General features: G+C 62.7%; 18 protein-coding genes. 17 read left to right on the top strand and 1 reads right to left on the bottom strand.

Annotated features, from left to right (window positions below; translation table 11 throughout):
- Positions 1 to 161: 161 nt before the first annotated feature.
- The 15 genes from PQR27_RS13490 (at position 162) to PQR27_RS13420 (ending at position 17,609) form a co-directional block, all read left to right on the top strand.
- A complete protein-coding gene (locus PQR27_RS13490; RefSeq protein WP_408524131.1) occupies positions 162 to 1,271 on the top strand; it encodes a helix-turn-helix domain-containing protein in 1,110 nt (369 codons plus the stop codon).
- 82 nt (positions 1,272 to 1,353) lie between these two features.
- On the top strand, positions 1,354 to 2,673 hold the full coding sequence (ispG, locus tag PQR27_RS13485; protein ID WP_408524130.1) for a flavodoxin-dependent (E)-4-hydroxy-3-methylbut-2-enyl-diphosphate synthase: 1,320 nt from the start codon (positions 1,354 to 1,356) through the stop codon (positions 2,671 to 2,673).
- Between the two features lie 79 nt (positions 2,674 to 2,752).
- A complete protein-coding gene (gene hisS / locus PQR27_RS13480; protein WP_408524129.1) occupies positions 2,753 to 4,093 on the top strand; it encodes a histidine--tRNA ligase in 1,341 nt (446 codons plus the stop codon).
- Between the two features lie 65 nt (positions 4,094 to 4,158).
- The gene (locus PQR27_RS13475; protein WP_408524128.1) at positions 4,159 to 4,788 is read left to right on the top strand and encodes a YfgM family protein; all 630 of its coding nucleotides are present in this window, start codon (positions 4,159 to 4,161) and stop codon (positions 4,786 to 4,788) included.
- A gap of 74 nt (positions 4,789 to 4,862) precedes the next feature.
- Entirely contained in the window at positions 4,863 to 6,008 is a 1,146-nt protein-coding gene (bamB, locus tag PQR27_RS13470) for an outer membrane protein assembly factor BamB (RefSeq protein WP_408524127.1), read from the top strand.
- Between the two features lie 403 nt (positions 6,009 to 6,411).
- Entirely contained in the window at positions 6,412 to 7,749 is a 1,338-nt protein-coding gene (gene der, locus PQR27_RS13465) for a ribosome biogenesis GTPase Der (protein WP_408524126.1), read from the top strand.
- Between the two features lie 152 nt (positions 7,750 to 7,901).
- Positions 7,902 to 8,138, top strand: coding sequence for an RNA chaperone Hfq (gene hfq / locus PQR27_RS13460; RefSeq protein ID WP_006051315.1), 237 nt, complete (start codon positions 7,902 to 7,904; stop codon positions 8,136 to 8,138).
- 30 nt (positions 8,139 to 8,168) lie between these two features.
- Positions 8,169 to 9,401, top strand: coding sequence for a GTPase HflX (hflX, locus tag PQR27_RS13455; RefSeq protein ID WP_408524125.1), 1,233 nt, complete (start codon positions 8,169 to 8,171; stop codon positions 9,399 to 9,401).
- Between the two features lie 30 nt (positions 9,402 to 9,431).
- Positions 9,432 to 10,811 (top strand): FtsH protease activity modulator HflK, encoded by a 1,380-nt coding sequence (hflK, locus tag PQR27_RS13450; protein WP_408524124.1) that lies wholly within the window; start codon positions 9,432 to 9,434, stop codon positions 10,809 to 10,811.
- A 12-nt stretch (positions 10,812 to 10,823) separates the two neighbouring features.
- Positions 10,824 to 11,726: a protease modulator HflC gene (hflC, locus tag PQR27_RS13445; protein WP_408524123.1), complete on the top strand. Its 903-nt coding sequence runs from the start codon at positions 10,824 to 10,826 to the stop codon at positions 11,724 to 11,726.
- A 44-nt stretch (positions 11,727 to 11,770) separates the two neighbouring features.
- Entirely contained in the window at positions 11,771 to 11,962 is a 192-nt protein-coding gene (locus PQR27_RS13440; RefSeq protein WP_054041860.1) for a DUF2065 domain-containing protein, read from the top strand.
- Between the two features lie 195 nt (positions 11,963 to 12,157).
- Positions 12,158 to 13,309, top strand: coding sequence for an ATP phosphoribosyltransferase regulatory subunit (locus tag PQR27_RS13435; protein WP_408524122.1), 1,152 nt, complete (start codon positions 12,158 to 12,160; stop codon positions 13,307 to 13,309).
- A 201-nt stretch (positions 13,310 to 13,510) separates the two neighbouring features.
- Positions 13,511 to 14,857: an adenylosuccinate synthase gene (locus PQR27_RS13430; protein WP_408524121.1), complete on the top strand. Its 1,347-nt coding sequence runs from the start codon at positions 13,511 to 13,513 to the stop codon at positions 14,855 to 14,857.
- A 3-nt stretch (positions 14,858 to 14,860) separates the two neighbouring features.
- Entirely contained in the window at positions 14,861 to 15,451 is a 591-nt protein-coding gene (locus tag PQR27_RS13425; RefSeq protein ID WP_408524120.1) for a phosphoribosyltransferase, read from the top strand.
- 271 nt (positions 15,452 to 15,722) lie between these two features.
- Positions 15,723 to 17,609 carry a potassium transporter Kup gene (locus tag PQR27_RS13420; RefSeq protein ID WP_408524119.1) on the top strand — a complete coding sequence of 629 codons (1,887 nt, stop codon included), beginning with the start codon at positions 15,723 to 15,725 and terminating at the stop codon, positions 17,607 to 17,609.
- A gap of 135 nt (positions 17,610 to 17,744) precedes the next feature.
- Here the strand turns inward: PQR27_RS13420 and PQR27_RS13415 are convergent, their stop codons facing one another.
- On the bottom strand, positions 17,745 to 20,096 hold the full coding sequence (locus PQR27_RS13415; protein ID WP_408524118.1) for a Tex family protein: 2,352 nt from the start codon (positions 20,094 to 20,096) through the stop codon (positions 17,745 to 17,747).
- 350 nt (positions 20,097 to 20,446) lie between these two features.
- Between PQR27_RS13415 and PQR27_RS13410 the strand changes: the two genes are divergently transcribed.
- Complete coding sequence (locus PQR27_RS13410) at positions 20,447 to 21,346, top strand: hypothetical protein (protein ID WP_408525484.1); 900 nt, start codon at positions 20,447 to 20,449, stop codon at positions 21,344 to 21,346.
- 128 nt (positions 21,347 to 21,474) lie between these two features.
- On the top strand, positions 21,475 to 21,693 hold the full coding sequence (locus tag PQR27_RS13405) for a DUF465 domain-containing protein (protein ID WP_408524117.1): 219 nt from the start codon (positions 21,475 to 21,477) through the stop codon (positions 21,691 to 21,693).
- Positions 21,694 to 21,743 lie beyond the last annotated feature (50 nt).

The raw sequence follows: 21,743 nt of genomic DNA, 5'->3' as shown, positions 1-21,743 counted from the left end.
AACCCTGCAAGCCGCGGGCGGTTGAAAAGAAAGTTTGCAGAAGCGATCGGAAGCGGCACACAAGGCCGCACATTTTGTTATAAACGGTCTGCGATTTGAATCAGAGGCTTCGGCCCGGCGAGTCGCACAAGTGAAAAAGAATCGACGCGAAAGGATTTGGGATGAGTGAGCCGCAGCACCCGCAGCCGCAGGACGACACAAATGAAGGCCATCCGGCGCCGCTCGCACAGGCGGTGGTGCAGTCTGTTGCGCAGCCCGGCGTGGACTCGTTGGCGGCAGTAGGCGCGCGCTTGACCCAATTGCGCGAATCGAAAGGCTGGACGATCGACGACGTGTCGGCGCGCCTGAAGGTGTCCGCAACCAAGTTGCGCGCGCTCGAGTCGGGTGACATCAGCCACCTGCCGGACACCACGTTCGCGCTCGGCGTCATGCGCAGCTACGCGAAGATGCTCGGCGCCGATCCCATGCCGTTTACGCAGGCGCTGCGTCGTGAGAAGGGTGTACCCGCGCCGGATCTGTCGATGCCGGCGTCGTCGGGTAAGGATTTGCCGCGTGGCAAGGTGTCGTTGTCGCTTGGCGGCAGTGGTCAAAAGAGCCGCTCGTGGCTGTGGGGCGTGGCGGCAGTGATCGTTGCGGTGATCGCGCTTGCCATGTGGCATACCAATGGCGGTGATTCGTCGGCATGGCTGGCGCGGCTGAAGGCCAGTGCGAACGGTGCCGCGGGCAGCGTGACCGGCGCGTCGGGCGCCGTGGCGCAAGGTCAGCCGGCAGGTTCAGAGGCGGCAGTCGAAGACGCTGCGTCCGTGCCGGAAACGCAGGCGGTGGATAACGCAGCGTCGGCTACGCCGATGCCCGCGCCGCTGGCGACCGGTACGGCGCCGTCTTCCGCGCCGGCGGTCACGGCCGCAGCAGTCGCGCCGAAGGCCGGCTCGCAGGTCCAGGCGGCCGCGCAAGGCGCGAGCGCGCCGGCGGCCATGGTGGCTGCGACCGCGGCTAGCGCATCGGCGGCTGACGTAGCTGCGGGTGAGGCGATCGTCGCGCTGCGTGTCACACAGGACAGCTGGTTCAGCGTGCGTGGCAAGGATGGCAAGGAGATATTCTCCGGCCTCGTGCATGCGGGCGATACGAAGGAAGTGACGGGCGTGGCCCCTTTCAAGGTCACGCTGGGCAACAGGGCAGGTCTCGAGTCGCTTACGCTCGATGGTCAGCCGGTCGACCCGTCGAAATATTCGGCCGCCAAGGGTAATGTGGCACGCTTCGCGCTGCCTTGATACGGTATGCGCCGCGGCCAACCGGGCTGCGGCGCTTTTTCAATTCAGGCGCTACGTCTTTTGTGTGGCGCATGCGGCGTAAATGGGTTTTTCGATGCAATCCGAAGCTCAATCCCAATCTGGTAGCAAGATAGTTTCAAACGAGCCGGTGTTCGGCGGTCAGGCCGCGCGGCGCCAGTCGCACGCGGTGGATGTCCGTTGGGGCGGCCAGCTCGTCACGATCGGTGGCGATGCGCCTGTGCGCATCCAGTCGATGACCAACACGGATACTGCTGACGCGATCGGGACCGCGATCCAGATCAAGGAACTGGCGCAAGCCGGTTCGGAACTGGTGCGCATCACGGTGAACACGCCGGAGGCGGCCGCGGCCGTGCCTGCCGTGCGCGAGCAACTCGACCGCATGGGTGTGTCGGTGCCGCTGGTTGGCGATTTTCACTACAACGGCCATTTGTTGTTGCGCGATTACCCCGCGTGTGCGGAAGCATTGTCGAAGTATCGGATCAATCCGGGCAACGTCGGCCATGGCGCGAAACGCGACACGCAGTTCGCGCAAATGATCGAAGCGGCTGTGAAGTACGACAAGCCGGTGCGTATTGGTGTGAATTGGGGCAGCCTGGATCAGGACCTGCTCGCCAAGATGATGGACGAAAACGCCGCGCGTTCCGCGCCGTGGGAAGCGCAGAGCGTGATGTACGAAGCGCTGATCCAGTCGGCGATTGGTTCGGCGGAGCGTGCGGTCGAACTCGGCCTCGCGCGCAACAAGATCATTCTTTCGTGCAAGGTGAGCGGTGTGCAGGACCTGATCGCGGTGTATCGCGAACTGGCGCGCCGTTGCGAATTCGCGCTGCATCTGGGTCTCACTGAAGCAGGCATGGGCTCGAAAGGGATCGTCGCGTCAACGGCCGCGTTGTCGGTTTTGCTGCAGCAAGGCATCGGCGACACGATCCGTATCTCGCTGACGCCCGAACCGGGCGCGTCGCGCACGGGTGAAGTGATCGTCGGCCAGGAAATCCTGCAGACCATGGGCCTGCGTTCGTTCACGCCGATGGTGATCGCGTGTCCGGGTTGCGGCCGTACCACCAGCACGCTGTTCCAGGAGCTAGCCTCGCAAATCCAGACCTATCTGCGCACGCAGATGCCGGTTTGGCGCGACCAGTATCCTGGCGTCGAGAAAATGCACGTCGCCGTGATGGGCTGCATCGTGAACGGTCCGGGTGAGTCGAAGCAGGCGAATATCGGCATCAGCTTGCCGGGCTCGGGCGAGAATCCAGCCGCACCGGTGTTTATCGACGGCGAGAAGGTCAAGACGCTGCGCGGCGACAATATCGCGCAAGATTTCCAGCAAATCGTGAGTGACTACGTCGAACGCACCTATGGCCGCGCCGAAGCTGGGCTCGCCTAAAGCCGGCCGCGCCTAAAGCCGGCCGCGCCGAAGCCGGCTGCACCGAAGCACTCAACTCAATACCGTCAATCGAAGACAGATGACTGAACAGAAGAAAAAGCTCGAAAAGCTGTCCGGCGTGAAGGGCATGAACGACATCCTTCCGCAGGAAGCCGGGCTGTGGGAATTTTTCGAAACGACCGTCAAGTCGATGCTGCGTTCGTACGGATACCAGAATATTCGCACGCCGATCATCGAGCATACGCAGTTGTTCAAGCGCGGTATCGGCGAAGTGACCGATATCGTCGAAAAAGAGATGTACAGCTTTACCGACGCGTTGAACGGCGAAAATCTGACGATGCGCCCGGAAAACACGGCGGCGGTGGTGCGCGCGGCGATTGAACACAATATGCTGTACGACGGCCCAAAGCGCCTGTGGTACATCGGCCCGATGTTCCGTCACGAGCGTCCGCAGCGCGGCCGTTATCGGCAGTTCCATCAGGTCGGCGTCGAAGCACTGGGCTTTGCCGGCCCAGACGCGGACGCGGAAATCATCATGATGTGCCAGCGTCTGTGGGATGACCTTGGCCTGATTGGCATCAAGCTCGAGATCAATTCGCTGGGTCTCGCCGAGGAGCGCGCGGCACACCGCGTCGAGCTGATCGCCTACCTCGAAAAGCATGTCGACGTGCTCGACGAAGAAGCCAAACGCCGCCTCTACACGAATCCGCTGCGCGTGCTGGACACGAAGAACCCGGCCATGCAGGAAGTCGCGCAGAACGCGCCGAAGCTGATCGATTTTCTCGGCGAGGAATCGCGCGCGCACTTTGAAGGCCTGCAGCGCATTCTGAAGGCGAACAACATTCCGTTCACGATCAATCCGCGTCTCGTGCGTGGTCTCGATTATTACAATCTGACCGTGTTCGAGTGGGTCACGGACAAACTCGGCGCGCAGGGCACCGTGGCTGCAGGCGGCCGCTACGATCCGCTGATCGAGCAACTTGGCGGCAAGCCGACCGCGGCGTGCGGCTGGGCGATGGGTGTCGAACGTATCCTCGAATTGCTGAAAGAAGAGCAGCTCGTGCCGGAAGACGAAGGGTGCGACGTGTACGTGGTCCATCAGGGCGACGCGGCACGCGAGCAAGCCTTTATCATCGCCGAGCGTTTGCGCGATACGGGCCTCGACGTGATCCTGCATTGCAGCACGGACGGTCAAACGGCCAGCTTCAAATCGCAGATGAAACGTGCCGATGCAAGCGGTGCGGCATTCGCGGTGGTGCTGGGCGAGGACGAGATCGCCAACGGCACGGTCGGCGTGAAGCCGCTGCGCGATACCGGGGCGAACGGCGGTAAAAACGAGCAACATAACGTGCCCGCCGAAGACTTGACCGAATTTCTAATCAATGCGATGGTTGCAACCGCCGAAGACGGCGACGACTGATCGCGATGTCGTCGAGCCCACGGCTCGACACGCACACGTATCACGAAAGAGGAAATCGCCGGGCAATGAGTTACCACGACGAACAGGAATCAATTGAAAGTCTGAAGGCATGGTGGACGCAGTGGGGCAATGCAACCACGTGGATCGTGCTAGTGGCATTGGTGGCCGCAGCCAGCTGGAACGGCTGGAATTTCTGGCAACGCCGTCAGGCCGCAGAAGCCGCGGTGCTGTACGACCAGGTGCAGCAAGCCGTTGCCTCGGGCGACAAGGCGAAAATCACGCGCGTCGCCACCGACATGGAAGACAAGTTCAGCCGCACCGCGTACGCGCAGATGACCGCGCTGGGCGCCGCGAAGGCGCTGTATGCTGCGGGCGACGAAGCCGCTGCGAAGACCCAGTTGCAATGGACCATCGATCACGCGAAGGACGACGAGTTCAAGCAGATCGCCAAGCTGCGCCTCGCTTCGCTGCTGCTCGACGACAAAGCCTACGATCAGGGTCTGGCGCTGCTTGCCGAGCCGCAGTCCGATGCGTTCAAAGGCATCGTGGCAAACGGTCGCGGTGACCTGCTCGCCGCTCAGGGCAAGCGTGACGATGCGCGTGCGGCTTACAAGCTCGCACTCGACTCACTGTCGAAGAACGATAGCTCGGCACGCCAGTTGATTCAGTTCAAGCTGGACGCGTTGGGCGGCTGATTGCCACGGGCAATGCGCCGCACCCACGACCAACCGGTCTCCTTTAAATAATTTCCTGAATGCTTCGTCCACCGATGAATCTGCTGAAACGTTACGCTGTGCCCGTTGCCTGTGCGATGACTGTCCTCACGATGGCGGCTTGCTCATCCACGAAAGACGAGCGCCGCGTGCCCACGCCGCTCACCGAGTTCAAACCCGTGCTCGACGTGCAACAGGCGTGGAAGGCGAGCGTGGGCAAGGCAGGCCGCTACCTGTTCTCGCCGGTCGCCGTCGGCAACGCGGTGTACGCGGCTGGCGCGAACGGCTCGGTGGCGAAGATCGATGCGCAAACCGGCCAGGATATCTGGCGCGTGAAGCTGCACGATGACCTGTCTGCCGGTGTCGGCAGCGACGGCACGCTGACCGCGGTCGGCGGACTGAAGGGCGACGTCTACGTGCTGGGCGCGGACGGCAAGCAATTGTGGACGGCCAAGGCGCCGGGCGAAATCATCTCGCCGCCGCTGGTCGGCAATGGTCTGGTGGTCGTGCGCACGGTCGACGGTCAGATCGTCGCGTTCAATGCGCAAACTGGCGAGCAGAAGTGGAATTACCGCAACCGCGCGGTGCCGCTCAATCTGCGCGTGTCGTCGGGTATGACCTTCGCGGGCGACGCGGCGGTGCTGGCCGGCTTCCCGGGCGGCTCCTTCGCCGCGATCAATCTGCAAACCGGCGACAACTACTGGCAGACGCCGGTGTCATACCCGAAGGGCGTGACCGAAGTCGAGCGTATCAACGACGTGACGGGGCCGCCCACGCTAATCGGTTCGGAAACCTGCGCCGTGACCTTCCAGGGCCAGATTGGCTGTTTCGACGCCAACTCGGGTCGCGCGGTGTGGGAAAAGGCGTTCTCCAGCACGAGCGGTCTGGCGCAGGATGACCGCGCCGTGGTCGCGAGCGACGACTGGTCGGTGGTGTCGGCGTTCGACGTCAACAACGGTGCGCCGCTGTGGAAGAACGACAAGCTGAAGAACCGCGACCTCGGCGTGCCTTACATCCTGGGCCACGCCGCTGTGCTGGGCGACTACCAGGGGTTCGTGCACTTCCTGTCGCGCGACGACGGCACGCTCGTGGCTCGCGTGAAAACCGACGGCAGCGCGATTACGGCAGCCCCGGTGCTGGCTGGCGAAACGCTGGTCGTGCAAACGCATGACGGCGACCTGTACGGCTACCGCCCGCGCTAAGCGCGCAGCCTGGCTCGAAGTCAAGCGTGCAGGCCGGCTTTGCCGGCCGCGCGCGTTTTTTTACAGAAATAAATTCTGCCGGACTGGCTGGTCCGGCAAGTCGGATCAGAAGCGGCCCACGTGGCCATCGGTGGCTGCTTGCGGCGCCATCGTCGACGGTCATCGCAGAACGGCGTATCGAACTGGCGTGCGAACCGTCGAACAAGACAGACTGAACCTGGCGGCCCTTTGGCGCCGCGCGATACAGCCAAACCCCCGTCCGCCCGGATGCGCATATCGACGGCACATCCGGGGCTGGCCGAATTCGTGATAATTTTCGTCAAACGCTGCCGTGTAGCGGCCGCATGGCGTCGCTACGCGGGCGGTCGATTTCGATCCCGCGTTTCACCGTGAACAACATCTGATGAAACCCGTTATTGCCCTGGTTGGGCGCCCCAATGTGGGGAAATCCACGTTATTCAACCGGCTCACGCGTACACGTGACGCGCTGGTTGCCGACCTGCCCGGTCTCACCCGCGATCGCCATTACGGCGAGGGGCGCGCTGGCGACCGGCCGTATCTGGTCGTCGATACCGGCGGTTTCGAACCGGTCGCCAAAGACGGCATCCTGCACGAGATGGCGCGCCAGACGCGCCAGGCGGTCGAGGAATCCGACGTCGTCGTGTTCATCGTCGACGGCCGCAATGGTCTCGCGCCGCAGGACAAGTCCATCGCCGACTATCTGCGCAAGACCGGCCGGCCGATCTTCCTCGTCGTCAATAAAGCCGAGGGGATGAAGTACAGCGCGGTGGCGGCCGATTTCTACGAACTCGGACTTGGCGACCCGCGCGCTATTTCGGCCGCGCACGGCGACGGCGTCACCGAAATGATCAACGAGGCGCTCGGCGTCGCGTACGCGGGTCAGCCGGAAGAGGGCGACGAGGAGAAGGAAGCGCGTGGCGTGAAGATCGCGATCGTCGGCCGGCCGAACGTCGGCAAGTCGACCCTGATCAATGCGCTGGTTGGCGAAGAGCGCGTGATCGCGTTCGACATGCCGGGCACCACGCGCGATTCGATCTATGTCGATTTCGAGCGTCAGGGCAAGCCATATACGCTGATCGACACGGCCGGTTTGCGGCGTCGCGGCAAGGTGTTCGAAGCGATCGAGAAATTCTCGGTGGTGAAAACGCTGCAATCGATCTCGGACGCGAACGTCGTGATCCTGCTGCTCGACGCGCGCCAGGACATCTCGGAGCAGGACGCGCATATCGCCGGCTTCGTGGTGGAGCAGGGCCGCGCGCTGGTGGTGGGTGTGAACAAATGGGACGGTCTCGATTCGCATGTGCGCGAGCGCACCAAGGCGGACCTCGAGCGCAAACTAAAATTTCTCGACTTCGCCAAATTCCATTTCATTTCCGCCGCGGAAAAGACCGGCATCGGGCCGCTGATGCGCTCGGTCGACGACGCCTACGCCGCGGCAATGGCCAAGTTGCCGACGCCGAAGCTCACGCGCGCGCTGATCGACGCGGTGGAATTCCAGCAGCCGCGCCGACGCGGCCCGGTGCGTCCGAAATTGCGTTACGCGCACCAGGGTGGACAGAATCCGCCGATCATCGTGATTCACGGGAATGCACTCGATGCGATCACGGAAACGTACAAACGCTACCTCGAAAACCGCTTCCGGGAAACTTTCAAGCTAACAGGGACTCCATTGCGCATAGAGTTCAGATCGTCGACGAACCCTTACGCGGACAAAGGCTAGACTCAGGCTGAAACCCGCGTGTGTGCTGGGTTTGGCCGGAAGGCCCGTCCCTCGCGCAAGAATGAAAATCGGCTATAGTGTAGCGGTTGACGGCGGATCTCTTTTTCTTCGTCGTCAATTCAGTCAACCTGCAAAAAAATACGGAGTTTGCTATGAGCAACAAAGGGCAATTGTTACAAGACCCGTTTTTGAACGCACTGCGTAAAGAGCATGTGCCGGTGTCGATCTACTTGGTCAACGGCATCAAGCTTCAAGGGAACATTGAATCGTTCGACCAGTACGTCGTGTTGCTCCGGAATACGGTCACCCAGATGGTCTACAAGCACGCCATTTCCACGGTTGTGCCCGCCCGTCCGGTGAATTTCCACCCGGATTCCGAACAGTCCTAACCCCCGTCGCGGCCGGCGTAGCGTCGCCCGTTGGCGATTACTCCCGGCCGCCTCATTTTGATACCGTCCAATTTGATCAATGCAGCGCTTGTCGGCATCGACTTCGGTAAGATCGATTTCGAAGCCAGCCTAGAAGAACTCAGCCTGCTCGCGCAAAGCGCGGGCGCGAATCCCTTGGTCACCCTCACCGGGCGCCGGTCCAGTCCCGACGCCAAGATGTTCGTCGGCAGCGGCAAGGCCGAAGAACTGCGTCTGGCGTGTGAGGCGAACGACATCGAACTCGTTATTTTCAACCACGCTCTGGCGCCTGCGCAGCAGCGCAATCTGGAGCAGGCGCTTAATCGGCGCGTGGTCGATCGCACCAGTCTCATCCTCGATATTTTTGCGCAACGCGCACGTAGCCACGAAGGCAAGCTGCAGGTGGAACTCGCGCAGTTGCAGTACCTGTCCACGCGACTCATCCGCGCATGGACCCACCTGGAGCGGCAAAAAGGCGGTATCGGTTTGCGCGGTCCGGGTGAAACGCAGCTCGAAACCGACCGTCGACTGATCGGCGAACGCATCAAGGCGCTCAAGACACGGCTGGAAAAGCTGCGCCGTCAACACGGCACGCAGCGCCGCGCGCGCAGCCGCAACCAGACCATGTCCGTTTCGCTCGTCGGCTACACGAACGCGGGCAAATCCACGCTGTTCAACGCGCTGACCAAAGCTCAGGCGTACGCCGCCGACCAGCTGTTCGCCACGCTGGATACCACGTCGCGCCGCGTTTATCTCGGCGACGAAGCCGGCCAGGTGGTGGTGTCCGATACGGTGGGTTTCATCCGCGAATTGCCTCACCAGTTGGTGGCGGCTTTTCGTGCCACGCTCGAGGAAACCATTCACGCCGACCTGCTATTGCACGTCGTCGACGCGTCGAGCGCGGTGCGGCTCGATCAGATCGATCAGGTGAACGAGGTGTTGCACGCAATCGGTGCGGATACGATCCGCCAGGTACTGGTGTTCAACAAGATCGACGCGGTGCCTGAGTTGGCGGCCCGTGGCGACGCGGTCGAGCGGGACGAGTATGGTAATATTTCGCGCGTCTTTTTGAGCGCGCGCACGGGGCAAGGGCTGGACACATTGCGCGCTGCCATCGCTGAAATCGCTACTGCCGAACCTCTTCCCGACCCGTTGGTCGATCTGTCGGAAGAAGACCGGTCGGCGGCACCGCGCGACGATCGCAAGGTCCCCGACACGGGCACTGACCCGTTCCAATTGCACTGACCCGCTGTCTACTCTGGTGAACGAACACAGGTGAACGATTACAACGAGCGGAGTATCTGGTTGCGCATGCGCGCCATGCTTTCACTGAACGATCCGCGCTGGGGCCGGGGCGATGGCAATGGCAATGGCGACCGCCAACGGCCCAACGAACCCAAGCGCCCGCCGACCAAGGACGGTGAAGGTCCGCCCGATCTCGACGAGATGTGGCGCGAGTTCAACCGCCGTTTGAGCCGGGTGTTCGGCCGCAAGGGCGGCGGCGCGGGAGGCGGGCGGCCGGATAACGGCCGGGGCGCGCGTATTGGCGTGGGCATCGTGATCGGCGTGCTGATCGCCATCTATCTCGGCAGCGGCGTGTTCGTCGTGCAGGATGGCCAGGCTGGCGTCGTGATGCAATTCGGCAAGTATCGCTACACTGCGGGGCAGGGCGTGCACTGGCGTCTGCCATATCCGTTCGAAGCGCATGAGCTCGTCAATATCGGCCAGGTGCGTCAGGTCGAGATCGGTCGCAACAACGTGGTGCGGCTGGCGAACGTGAAAGATGCGTCGATGCTCACACGCGACGCCGATATCGTCGACGTGCGTTTTGCCGTGCAGTACCAGGTGCGCAAGCCGACCGACTACCTGTTCCGCAGCGTCGATCCCGATCAGAGTGTGATGCAGGCCGCGCAGGCTGCGGTGCGTAGCATTGTCGGTGCGCGCAGCACGAAAGATGTCCTCGATCAGGATCGCGAAGCAATTCGTCAGCAACTGACGGCGGCGATCCAGCAATCCCTGGATGAATACCAGTCCGGCCTCGCCGTGACCGGTGTGACGATCCAGGGCGTGCAGGTCCCCGATCAGGTGCAGGCCGCGTTCGACGATGCCGCCAAAGCGCGTCAGGACAACGAGCGCGCCAAACGCGAGGCGCAGGCCTATGCAGCCGGGCTGCTGCCGCGCGCGCAAGCCGACGTCGCGCGCCAGATCGACGAAGCGAAAACGTACAGCGACAAGACCGTGGCCCAGGCACAAGGCGACGCCGATCGCTTCAAGCAGGTCTACGCGCAGTACTCGAAAGCGCCCGCCGTGATTCGCGAGCGCATGTACCTGGACACCATGCAGCAGATCTATTCGAATACGACCAAGGTGTTTGTGGACAGCAAGAGCGGCAATAACGTGGTGTATCTACCGCTCGACAAACTGGTCGAGCAGACGCGCCAGCGCGTTGCTGACGCTGCTGCCGCTTCCGGTGCTGCCGTTACATCGGCTGCCGCTGTCCCGCAAGCCGCGAGCAGCGCCGCCGCCGCGTCTTCTGCCGCTGCTTCGGCACCCGCTGCGGTCGCGACGCCGGCCAGCCAGGCTGCAGCCAGCAGCGACGCAATCCGTTCGCGCGACTCCTTCCGCAACCGTATGCGTGAAGACGACGTTCAATAAGGAGCGCACATCATGAACAAGATCATTGCGCTCGTCGTCGCCGTAGTCATCGTGCTGTTTGCCGCGTCGTCGATGGTATTCGTGGTCGATCAGCGGCACATGGCCGTGCTGTCTTCACACGGCGACACCGCGCCCAGCCTGCTCGGACCGGGTCTGCACGTGAAGCTACCGCCGCCGCTGCAAACGGTGACGCTGGTCGATAACCGCATCCAGTCGCTCGACGCGCCGGATGAAGACCGCTACGTCACGTCGGATAAAACCGATCTGCTGGCCAATCCGGTCGTCAAATACCGCGTGACCGATCCGCTGAAGCTGCTCGCCGAAACCAAGGGCGACGTGCAAAGCCTGCCCGACCGGCTGGCGCTGCTCTCGCGCAGCGCGCTGGGTGACGCTTTCGCGAAATACACGTTGACCGATGCGCTCGCCAAACAGCAGGCCGTCGCCGACGAAGCGCGCGGCGCGATGGACAAGGGCGCGGCATCGCTTGGCGTATCGGTGCTCGACGTGCAACTGACGCGCGTCGATTTCCCGGCGGCAATGGCCGACTCCGTCTACAAGCGCATGATCGCCGCACGCGAGCAGATCGCGGCCGACGAACGCGCGAAGGGCACCGCCGAGGCCGACCAGATCAAGGCAGACGCCGTCGCCCAGCAACAGGCGGTTCTCGCGGATGGCTATCGTCAGGCGCAGACCATCAAGGGCGAAGGCGATGCCAAGGCAGCGGAAATCGCGGCCGAGGCATATGGCAGCGACCCGCAGTTCTACCAGTTTTATCAAAGCATGCAGGCCTACAGGAACACCTTCAAGCCAGGCGACGTGATCGTGGTCGACCCGAGCAACGAGTTCTTCCGCTTCATGCATAGCCCGACCGGCGGCGGCGCCCCGGACGCTTCCGCGGCACCGCGCAAACACTGATAACCGGAACGCCGCGGCATCCGCATCGCGGCACCTTCATTCGCATGGACATAGCCGGCTCGTTACTGCTTGCGATCGCTTTGATGCTGATTATCGAGGGGATGTTTCCCTTCGTTTTTCCGAGCGCCTGGCGCGACACGTTCCGTAAAATAGCGGAACGGCCGCCGCACCAGATCCGCGTCGGCGGGCTGGTTGTGATGGTGCTCGGGCTGATCCTGCTGTTCATCGTGACCTGACGGGTCACGCTGCGCTGGCTGCCGCTGAGCGATCGCCGGCGGCTGCGAGCAATCGGCGCTGCACCGCGAAGCGGCTGACGCCGAAGGGCAGTTCAGGCGCCTTCCGCTAGCCGCCAAAATCGAGTCGCCGCCCGCCATTCACACTCACTTACCGGCGCCCCCAGCCGCCGTGTTCAACGTCGTAGGACTGTATCGATGTCGACCTGGTTACTTCCCGAGAATATCGCCGACGTGTTGCCGTCGGAAGCCCGCAAGATCGAAGAGTTGCGGCGCCGTCTGCTGGACCGTTTTCGCTCGTACGGCTACGAAATGGTGATGCCGCCGTTGCTCGAGTATCTCGAGTCGCTGCTCACGGGTGGCGGGCACGATCTGAATCTGCGCACGTTCAAGCTCGTCGATCAGATGTCCGGGCGCACGCTCGGTCTGCGCGCCGACATTACGCCGCAGGTCGCGCGTATCGACGCACACCTGCTGAACCGTCAAGGCGTGACGCGTCTTTGCTATGCCGGCAATGTCGCGCATACGCGTCCGCGCGGTTTGCACGCCACGCGTGAACAGATCCAGATCGGCGCGGAAATCTACGGCCACGCCGGCCTCGAAGCGGATCTGGAAATCCAGCAATTGATGCTCGACGCGCTACGTCTGGCCGGTCTCGCGAAAGTGCGGCTCGATTTGTGTCATGCCGGCGTGCTCGCCGCGCTGATCGAAGCGGAGCCTGCTGCTGCAGAGCTGGGTCAATCGCTCTACGACGCGTTGGCCGGCAAGGATGTGCCGCGCCTCGTCGAGTTGACCGCCAGTCTCACGCCGGTCACGCGAGACGCATTGCGCTCGCTCCCCACGCTCTATGGTGACGCGTCGGTACTCGACGAAGCCCGTGCACGCTTGCCGAATGCACCGGCTATCGCCCGCGCGCTCGACGACCTCGCATTCCTCGCCAGCCAGGTGGACGGCGCCGAGGTGATGATCGACCTCGCCGATTTGCGCGGCTACGCTTATCACAGCGGTGTGATGTTTTCCGCGTATGTCGACGGGGTGCCGAACGCGGTGGCGCGTGGCGGCCGGTATGACCACGTTGGCCAGGCTTATGGCCGGGCACGGGCGGCAACCGGCTTCTCGCTCGATCTGCGTGAAGTGGCGCGCATCTCGCCGGTCGAAGCCCGCAGCAGCGCGATTCTCGCGCCGTGGCAGCATGACGAAGCCTTGCGTACCAGCGTCGCCGCACTGCGCAATGCGGGAGAAGTCGTGATCCAGGCGCTGCCCGGTCACGAGCACGATCTGGACGAGTTTGCCTGCGACCGCGTGTTGGTCGAGCGCAACGGCGCGTGGGTCGTCGAAGCACGTTCCTGAGCGTTCGTCGATGACCGCCTGAGGATTATCCCGCAGGCATTTCAGAAGGCGTCCAAAGTGTCGCCGGACCCGGCGCGGCCCCCGGCCGCGCTATTTTCGATAGTCCCACCATAACGTGCATACCGTTGAGCGGAAACGGAAAAATTCGGAAGGTTCCGCGAACATAGGTAGAATACGTTTTTAACCAGCTTACGAAACAACATGTCTGCCAGCGCAGTGAATGTGAACCCCGGGCGCAACGTCGTCGTCGTGGGGACCCAGTGGGGTGATGAAGGCAAGGGCAAGATCGTCGACTGGCTGACGGACCACGCTCAAGGCGTCGTTCGCTTCCAGGGCGGTCACAATGCCGGTCACACGCTTATCATCGGTGGCAAGAAAACCATCTTGCGTCTGATTCCGTCGGGCATCATGCATCCCGGCGTCGCGTGCTACATCGGCAATGGCGTCGTGTTGTCGCCGGAAGCGCTGTTCAAGGAAATTGGCGAGCTCGAAGCCGCCGGAGTCGATGTTCAGAATCGCCTCTTCATTTCCGAAGCCACCACCCTGATCCTGCCGTACCACATTGCCATCGACCAGGGCCGCGAAGCGCGCCGTGGCGCGAGCAAGATCGGCACCACCGGCCGTGGTATCGGCCCGGCCTACGAAGACAAGGTGGCGCGCCGCGGTTTGCGCGTGCAGGACCTGTTCGAGCCGGAAACCTTCGCCGAACGTCTGCGTGAGAATCTCGACTACCACAACTTCGTGCTGACACAGTATCTGGGCGTCGCAGCAGTCGACTTCCAGCAAACGCTCGACACGATGCTGAGCTACGCCGATCGTCTGAAGCCGATGGTGACCGACGTGTCGCGTCGTCTGTACGACGAAAACGCGGCCGGCAACAATCTGCTGTTCGAAGGCGCGCAAGGCACGCTGCTCGACATCGACCACGGCACCTATCCGTTCGTCACGTCGAGCAACTGCGTGGCGGGTGCGGCCACCGCGGGTGCGGGCGTCGGTCCGCAAAAGCTGAACTACATTCTCGGCATCACCAAGGCGTATTGCACGCGCGTGGGTTCGGGCCCGTTCCCGAGCGAACTGTACGACGCGGATAACGCCGCCCGTCAGGAAGCGATCGGCCTCGAACTGGCCAAAGTCGGCAAGGAATTCGGCTCGGTCACCGGCCGTCCGCGCCGCACCGGCTGGCTCGACGTCGCCGCGCTGCGCCGCTCGATCCAGATCAACGGCGTGTCGGGTCTGTGCATGACCAAGCTCGACGTGCTCGACGGCCTCGACGAAGTGAAGCTGTGCATCGGCTACACGGTCGACGGAAAAGATGTCGATCTGCTGCCGCGTGGCGCATCGGAAGTCGCGCGTTGCGTGCCGGTGTACGAAACCTTCGCGGGCTGGAAGGAAAGCACCGTCGGCATCAAGGAATGGGACAAACTGCCGGCGAATGCGCGTGCGTATCTGTCGCGTGTGCAGGAAGTTGCGGGCATTCCGATCGACATGGTGTCGACCGGTCCGGATCGTGACGAAACCATTCTGCTTCGTCATCCGTTCAAGGTTTAAGCCATGGTTCAAGGTGTACCCATGATTGCGATGAAAGATCCGCGCAACGACGACAAGAACCTGTGGGTCGGCTGGGACGAATACCACCGGCTTATCGAACTGCTGGCGCTGTCGGTGCATGAGTCGGGCTGGAAGTTCGACAAGATCCTGTGTCTGGCGCGCGGCGGTTTGCGCGTTGGCGATCAGCTCTCGCGCATTTACGATCTGCCGCTGGCCATTCTTGCCACCAGTTCTTATCGCGAAGCGGCCGGCACGGAGCAGGGCGAACTCGACATCGCGCAATACATCACGATGACGCGCGGCGAACTCCACGGCAACGTGTTGCTGGTCGACGACCTGGTCGATTCGGGTGTGACACTGGCGCGTGTGCAACAGCATCTGAAGGAACGCTATCCGGCCATCACGGCGGTGCGCTCGGCGGTGCTCTGGTACAAAGGCTGTTCGAAAGTGAAGCCCGACTACCACGTGCAGTATCTGCCCACGAACCCGTGGATTCATCAGCCGTTCGAGGAGTGGGACACGGTTCGTCCGCATAACCTCGGCGCGTGGATCAAGCGCGGTATGCAGCAGGAGCAGGCGTCGTCAGATAAGTGAGGCGCGCGGCGGTGTACGTACTAGGCCATATCCAGAAGACGGAGCCCGATTGGGCTCCGTTTTTTTGTGCACGCAGCGCGCATATTACGCTTCGCCTGCGCGGCACTCGCGTTGTCGCAGGAAGCCCCGATGCAGCAGACGCGCCCATATCGCAGTGCTACACTGCGCGGACCATCCACGTGGTGTATCCACAACAAGCCGGGCGGCGCTAGGCGGGCAGTTTAGAATAGCGGTCGTTTTTTCCGCTCAGGGAACGGATTTCCTCGCGTTTATGACAGATAACAATCACGTGCACAAACAGCCCCTGCCTTCCCTCGCGATTGCCGCGATCGGTGTGGTGTTCGGCGATATTGGCACGAGCCCGTTGTACTCGCTGAAAGAGGCCTTCAGTCCCTCGCACGGCATTCCGCTGACAGACCAATCCATTCTGGGTGTGATTTCGCTGTTGTTCTGGGCGATCGTGGTCGTGGTCGGCGTCAAGTATGTGTTGTTCGTGATGCGCGCGGACAACAACGGTGAAGGCGGTGTCCTTGCGCTCATGGCGCTGGCGCTGCGCTCTCTCGATCAGAAGTCGAAGATGGCCGGCTTGCTGATGATGCTCGGCATCTTCGGCGCGTGCATGTTCTATGGCGACGCGGTGATTACGCCCGCGATTTCGGTGATCTCGGCGGTCGAAGGTCTGGAGATCGCCGCACCCCACCTGTCGCATCTGGTCCTGCCGCTGACGATGGTGATCCTCGTCCTGCTGTTCTGGATTCAGCGGCACGGTACGGCCACGGTGGGCCGCCTGTTCGGTCCCATCATGGTGGTGTGGTTCATCGTGCTTGCCGCGCTAGGCCTCTGGCATATCGTGCAATCGCCGAATGTGATCAGCGCGTTGAATCCGTACTATGCGTACACCTTTATGGCCGCGCATGTGTTGCAGGCCTACGTGGTGCTGGGTTCCGTCGTGCTGGTGCTGACCGGCGCCGAAGCACTGTACGCCGACATGGGTCACTTCGGTGCGAAGCCTATCCGCATGGCGTGGTACTTCCTCGTGATGCCTTCGCTGGTGCTGAACTACTTCGGGCAGGGCGCGCTGCTGATGCACGACCCGAAAGCGATCGAAAACCCATTTTTTCTGCTGGCGCCGGACTGGGCGCTTCTGCCGCTCGTCGTGCTGTCCACGGTCGCAACCGTGATCGCGTCGCAGGCGGTGATTTCCGGTGCGTATTCGCTGACAAGCCAGGCGATCCAGCTCGGCTACGTGCCGCGTATGAAGATCCTGCACACGTCGGAACTGGCGATCGGTCAGATCTATGTGCCGGTGGTGAACTGGATGCTGCTCTTCATCATCCTGTGCATCGTGATCGCGTTCAAGAGCTCGGATAACCTCGCCGCCGCGTACGGTATCGCGGTGACCGCAACCATGGTGATCACCACGATCCTCGCCTGCGTCGTAATGGTGAAGGTGTGGAACTGGAACAAGTTCCTGGTGGCGCTGATCATCGGTGTCTTCATGACGGTCGACCTGGGCTTTTTCGGCGCCAACCTGCTCAAGGTGGCCGAAGGTGGCTGGTTGCCGCTCGGTATCGGCGCGTTGCTGTTCTTCCTGCTAATGACATGGTTCAAGGGCAGGATGATCGTCAAGGAACGCACGGCTGCGGACGGTATTCCGTTGATGCCGTTCCTGCAGGGGCTACTCGCGCATCCGCCGCACCGCGTGTCGGGTACGGCGATCTATCTGACCGGTAGCGATTCGCTCGTGCCGGTGAGCCTGCTGCACAACCTGAAGCACAACAAGGTGCTGCATGAGCGCACCATCTTTCTGACTTTCGTCACGCGCGATATTCCGTACGTGAACGATGCAGAACGTGTGACAGTGAAGGGTATCGACGGCGGCCTGTACCTCGTCAAGGCGGCGTACGGTTTCAACGAAACGCCGGACGTGAAGGCGGTGCTGCACGAAGTGGGCCGCACGAACGACATGACCTTCGAGCTGATGGACACGTCGTTCTTCCTCGCGCGCGAAACGGTGGTGCCGACGCAGTTGCCGGGCATGTCGGTGTGGCGCGAGCGGGTGTTCGCATGGATGCATCAGAACGCCGCGAAGCCGACCGACTTCTTCAGCATTCCGGCGAACCGGGTGGTGGAGTTGGGCACGAAGATCGAGATCTGACGGACCCCGTACCATGCGCGCCTTGCATTACCGCGGCGCGATAAAAAAGCCCGCGCAATTGCGTGGGCTTTTTGTTTTGTGCGCGGGCGCGTGAAATTTGGCGCGTGAGTCGATCACGCGCCAACAGCGTAACGCTTACTTCTGCTTGAGCTTGGCGAATGCGGCTGCCATTGCGCCGCCGGCTTCCGGCTCGCGCGAGCGCTGTGGCTGCGCACCGCGCCCACCGCCGCCAGAACGGCTGAAGCCGCCACGGTCCTGCTGGGCGCTGCCACCGCTACGCGGCGCTGCCGCTGCGCCGAATTCGTCGTCAAGACGCATGGTCAATGCAATGCGCTGGCGCTTCACGTCCACTTCAAGCACCTTCACCTTGACGATCTGGCCCGCCTTGACGACTTCGTGCGGGTCTTTGATGAACTTCGTCGACATGGCCGACACGTGCACCAGACCGTCCTGATGCACGCCGATGTCGATGAATGCGCCGAAGGCCGCCACGTTCGTCACGACGCCTTCGAGCACCATGCCCGGCGTCAGATCGCTGACCTTCTCGACACCTTCGCGGAAAGTCGCCATCTTGAACTCGGGGCGTGGATCGCGGCCCGGCTTCTCGAGTTCCAGCAGAATGTCGCGCACGGTCGGCAGGCCGAAACGTTCGTCGACGAATTCCGCCGGCGACAGGCCGCGCAGTGCGTCACGATTGCCGAGCACTTCACCGACATGCTTGCTGATCTTCGCGAGCATCCGCTCGACGACCGGATACGCTTCCGGGTGAACCGACGAACGGTCGAGCGGATTCTCGCCGTTGTTGATGCGCAGGAAGCCGGCGGCCTGCTCGAACGTCTTGTCGCCCAGACGCGGCACCTTGCGCAGATGCTCGCGCGATGGGAACGGGCCGTTCGCATCGCGATAGTCGACGATATTGCGCGCGAGCGTCGCGTTCAGACCCGACACGCGCGCGAGCAGCGCAACCGACGCCGTATTCGCATCCACACCCACCGCGTTCACGCAATCCTCAACCACCGCGTCGAGCGAGCGGGCCAGTTCGCGCTGATTCACGTCATGCTGATATTGGCCGACGCCGATCGCCTTCGGCTCGATCTTCACGAGTTCCGCAAGCGGATCCTGCAGACGTCGCGCGATCGACACGGCGCCGCGCAGCGACACGTCCATATCCGGAAATTCTTTCGCCGCGAGTTCTGAGGCCGAGTACACCGACGCGCCGGCTTCGGACACGACGATTTTCTGCAACTTGAACTCCGGGTGGCGCGCGATCAGGTCGCTCGCGAGCTTGTCCGTCTCACGCGACGCCGTGCCGTTGCCGATGCTGATCAGCTCAGCCTGCGTCTGCGCGCAGATGCGCGCCAGTTTCGCGATCGAGCCGTCCCAGTCGCGGCGCGGCTCGTGGGGATAAATCACGTCGGTGGCGAGCACCTTGCCGGTCCGGTCGACCACCGCGACTTTCACGCCGGTACGCATACCCGGATCGAGGCCGATTACGGCCTTCGGGCCGGCGGGAGCTGCCAGCAGCAGGTCTTTGAGATTGCGCGCGAATACGCGAATGGCTTCGTGCTCGGCTTCGTCGCGCAGATTCGTCAGCAGTTCGTTTTCGATGTGCGGCTGCACTTTCACGCGCCAGCACCAGCGGCACACGTCGGACAGCCACTTGTCGGCCGGGCGGTTCTGATTCGCGATGCCGAAGTGGCGCGCGATCAGCGCTTCGCCCGGATGCGGCACCTGCGCGTCGAGCTCTTCGCCAAGCCCGAGCTTGACCATCAGCACGCCCGCATTGCGGCCGCGGAACAGCGCCAGCGCGCGATGCGACGGCACGGTCTTGATGGTTTCCGCGTAGTCGTAGTAGTCGCGGAATTTCTCTTCTTCCGCGTTTTCCTTGCCTTCGACCACTTTCGACGACACCACGCCCTGGCTGAACAGGTAATCGCGCAGCTTGCCGAGCAGATCCGCGGTTTCGCCGAACTGTTCGGAGAGGATGTCGCGTGCGCCGTCGAGCGCGGCTTTGATATCGGCGACGCCCTTCTCGGCGTCCACGTAGGCGGCGGCTTCGGTTTGCGGGTCGAGCAGGGGATTGGCCAGCAGCGCGTCGGCGAGCGGCTGCAGGCCGGCTTCGCGGGCAATCTGCGCGCGCGTGCGGCGCTTCGGCTTATAGGGGAGGTACAGGTCTTCCAGCACCTGTTTGCTGTCCGCGCCTTCGATGGCGGTGCGCAGCTCGTCGGTGAGCTTGCCCTGTTCGTCGATGCTCGCGATGATCGTGGCGCGCCGGTCTTCCAGCTCGCGCAGATACAGCAGGCGCTCCTCGAGATTGCGCAGTTGCGTGTCGTCGAGATTGTCGGTCACTTCCTTCCGGTAGCGGGCGATGAACGGAACAGTCGCTCCTTCGTCGAGAAGTTGCACCGCGGCCGCGACCTGGCGCGGCTGGACGGACAGTTCGGCGGCGATGCGCTGTACGATCTTGAGTGCTACGGTTTCCGTCATAAGGTCTTGGTGTTCCTGCTACTCAATCAAAGGCCGCGCGCCAACGGCACGTGGGGCACGTCGGGGCACGCCGGGCGTGCGCGCTGCGACCAGGTTGCTGGAGCGGGGCATTTTGCCATAAATGCCAAAGGGCTCAACCGCAGGGTGATAGAATTTCGGGCATGTTCCGCTGACCCTCTACGACGTTGCCGATCTCCCTGTCCCTCAACCGCCTGGGCTTCCGTTTGGTCTCTCGCTTGTCACAATTGCCGCTATTTTCATCGCGTTTGCCGCTCACATCGCTCAAATCGGCGGCGCGGTTCGTGCCCAAGTCCGCTTTCGTGTCCAATGGGACGTCCTTCGTGTCGTGCATGATTGCTGCTCTGGTCGCCATATCCGTCCCGGCCGCGGCGCAGCAGGCCGTGGCGCCGGCCAGCAGCAGCGCCGTAGCGGGCCATCTCGCGCCGGTCGCCGCATCGGGTACGCAGGCTACAGACACGACGGGTACGGCAGGTACGGCAGGCACGGATAACTCGGGCAATGCCGACTCGCTAAACAACGCATTCGACGCACGGCAAAAAGTCCTGGACCAGCGCACTGAGGAAAATAACTACCGCTACGCCGTCGCCGAACACGACTGCTACAGCAAATTTCTGGTGAATTATTGTCTTGGCAAGGCGCGCGACAGCATGCGCGTGGTGCAGGCCGACATTCGCAAGGAGCAGCTCGCGCTCGACGGCGAGCAGCGCGCGCAGCGCGCCCGCGAGCGTGACGAGCAGGCGGCGCTCAAACGCGCGCAGGACGAGGCGAGCGCGCCGCAGCGTGCCGCCGAGGATGCGCGTAACGCGCAGGCTTACCAGGACAAGCAGCGTCAGCATCAGATCGATCAGGCTCAGCGTAACGCCGAAGCGCCGCAGCGCAGCGCCAATGCCCAGGCCTATCAGGACAAGCAGCGTCAGCATGCGATCGATCAGGCGCAGCGCGGAATTAGCGCGCCGCAAGCCGCGGCGAACCAGCAGGCGTACGATCAGAAGCAGGCCGACTTTCAGCGCAAGTTGGACGAGGCGCATCAGCAGGGCGCGCAAAAGGCCCAGGAACGCGTCGAGAAGCAGCAGAGCTTCCAGAAGAAGCAGGCCGACGCGGCGCAGCACAAGGCCGATGTCGAGGCACGTCAGAAGCAGGCGGCCGAGAAAGCCGAGCAGAAGCGTCAGGATCAGTTGAAACAGCAGCAACTCGAAGAACAGCAGAAGCAGCAGCAACAACAGCAGTAATGGCGCTGTGGCTGGCCTGGGTAGGCTGGTAGCAGTGCTGTAGTGCCGTAACGCGTTTTAAGCCGGACAGCAACCTCAGGCATCGGTCTGCACGACGCAGATGGTGCCGCTTACGAGAGGAGGCGAGCATGCGCGATCAACATCACGTCATCACTGCGGACACACTTCGCGACCGCATTCTGCAGCTGGAATCGGAGCATAGTGGGCTCGATCGTTTGATCGACCGAATGTCGGATGAGCCCGGCATCGACGACTTCGAGATTCAGCGCCTGAAAAAGCGCAAACTCAAAGTCAAGGACACCATCATCTTGCTGCAGTTGCAGCTCGAACCGGACGCACGCGCCTGAGTTCGCGGCCTGGCAGGCGCCGGGTCGCGCCGCGCGCGCCGGACTTTGCA

The organism is Paraburkholderia fungorum, from assembly GCF_046027215.1.
Taxonomy (GTDB): Bacteria; Pseudomonadota; Gammaproteobacteria; order Burkholderiales; family Burkholderiaceae; genus Paraburkholderia; species Paraburkholderia fungorum_D.
The sequence above is the reverse complement of the archived record's forward strand: the minus strand, read 5'-3'. Positions and strand labels throughout refer to the sequence as shown.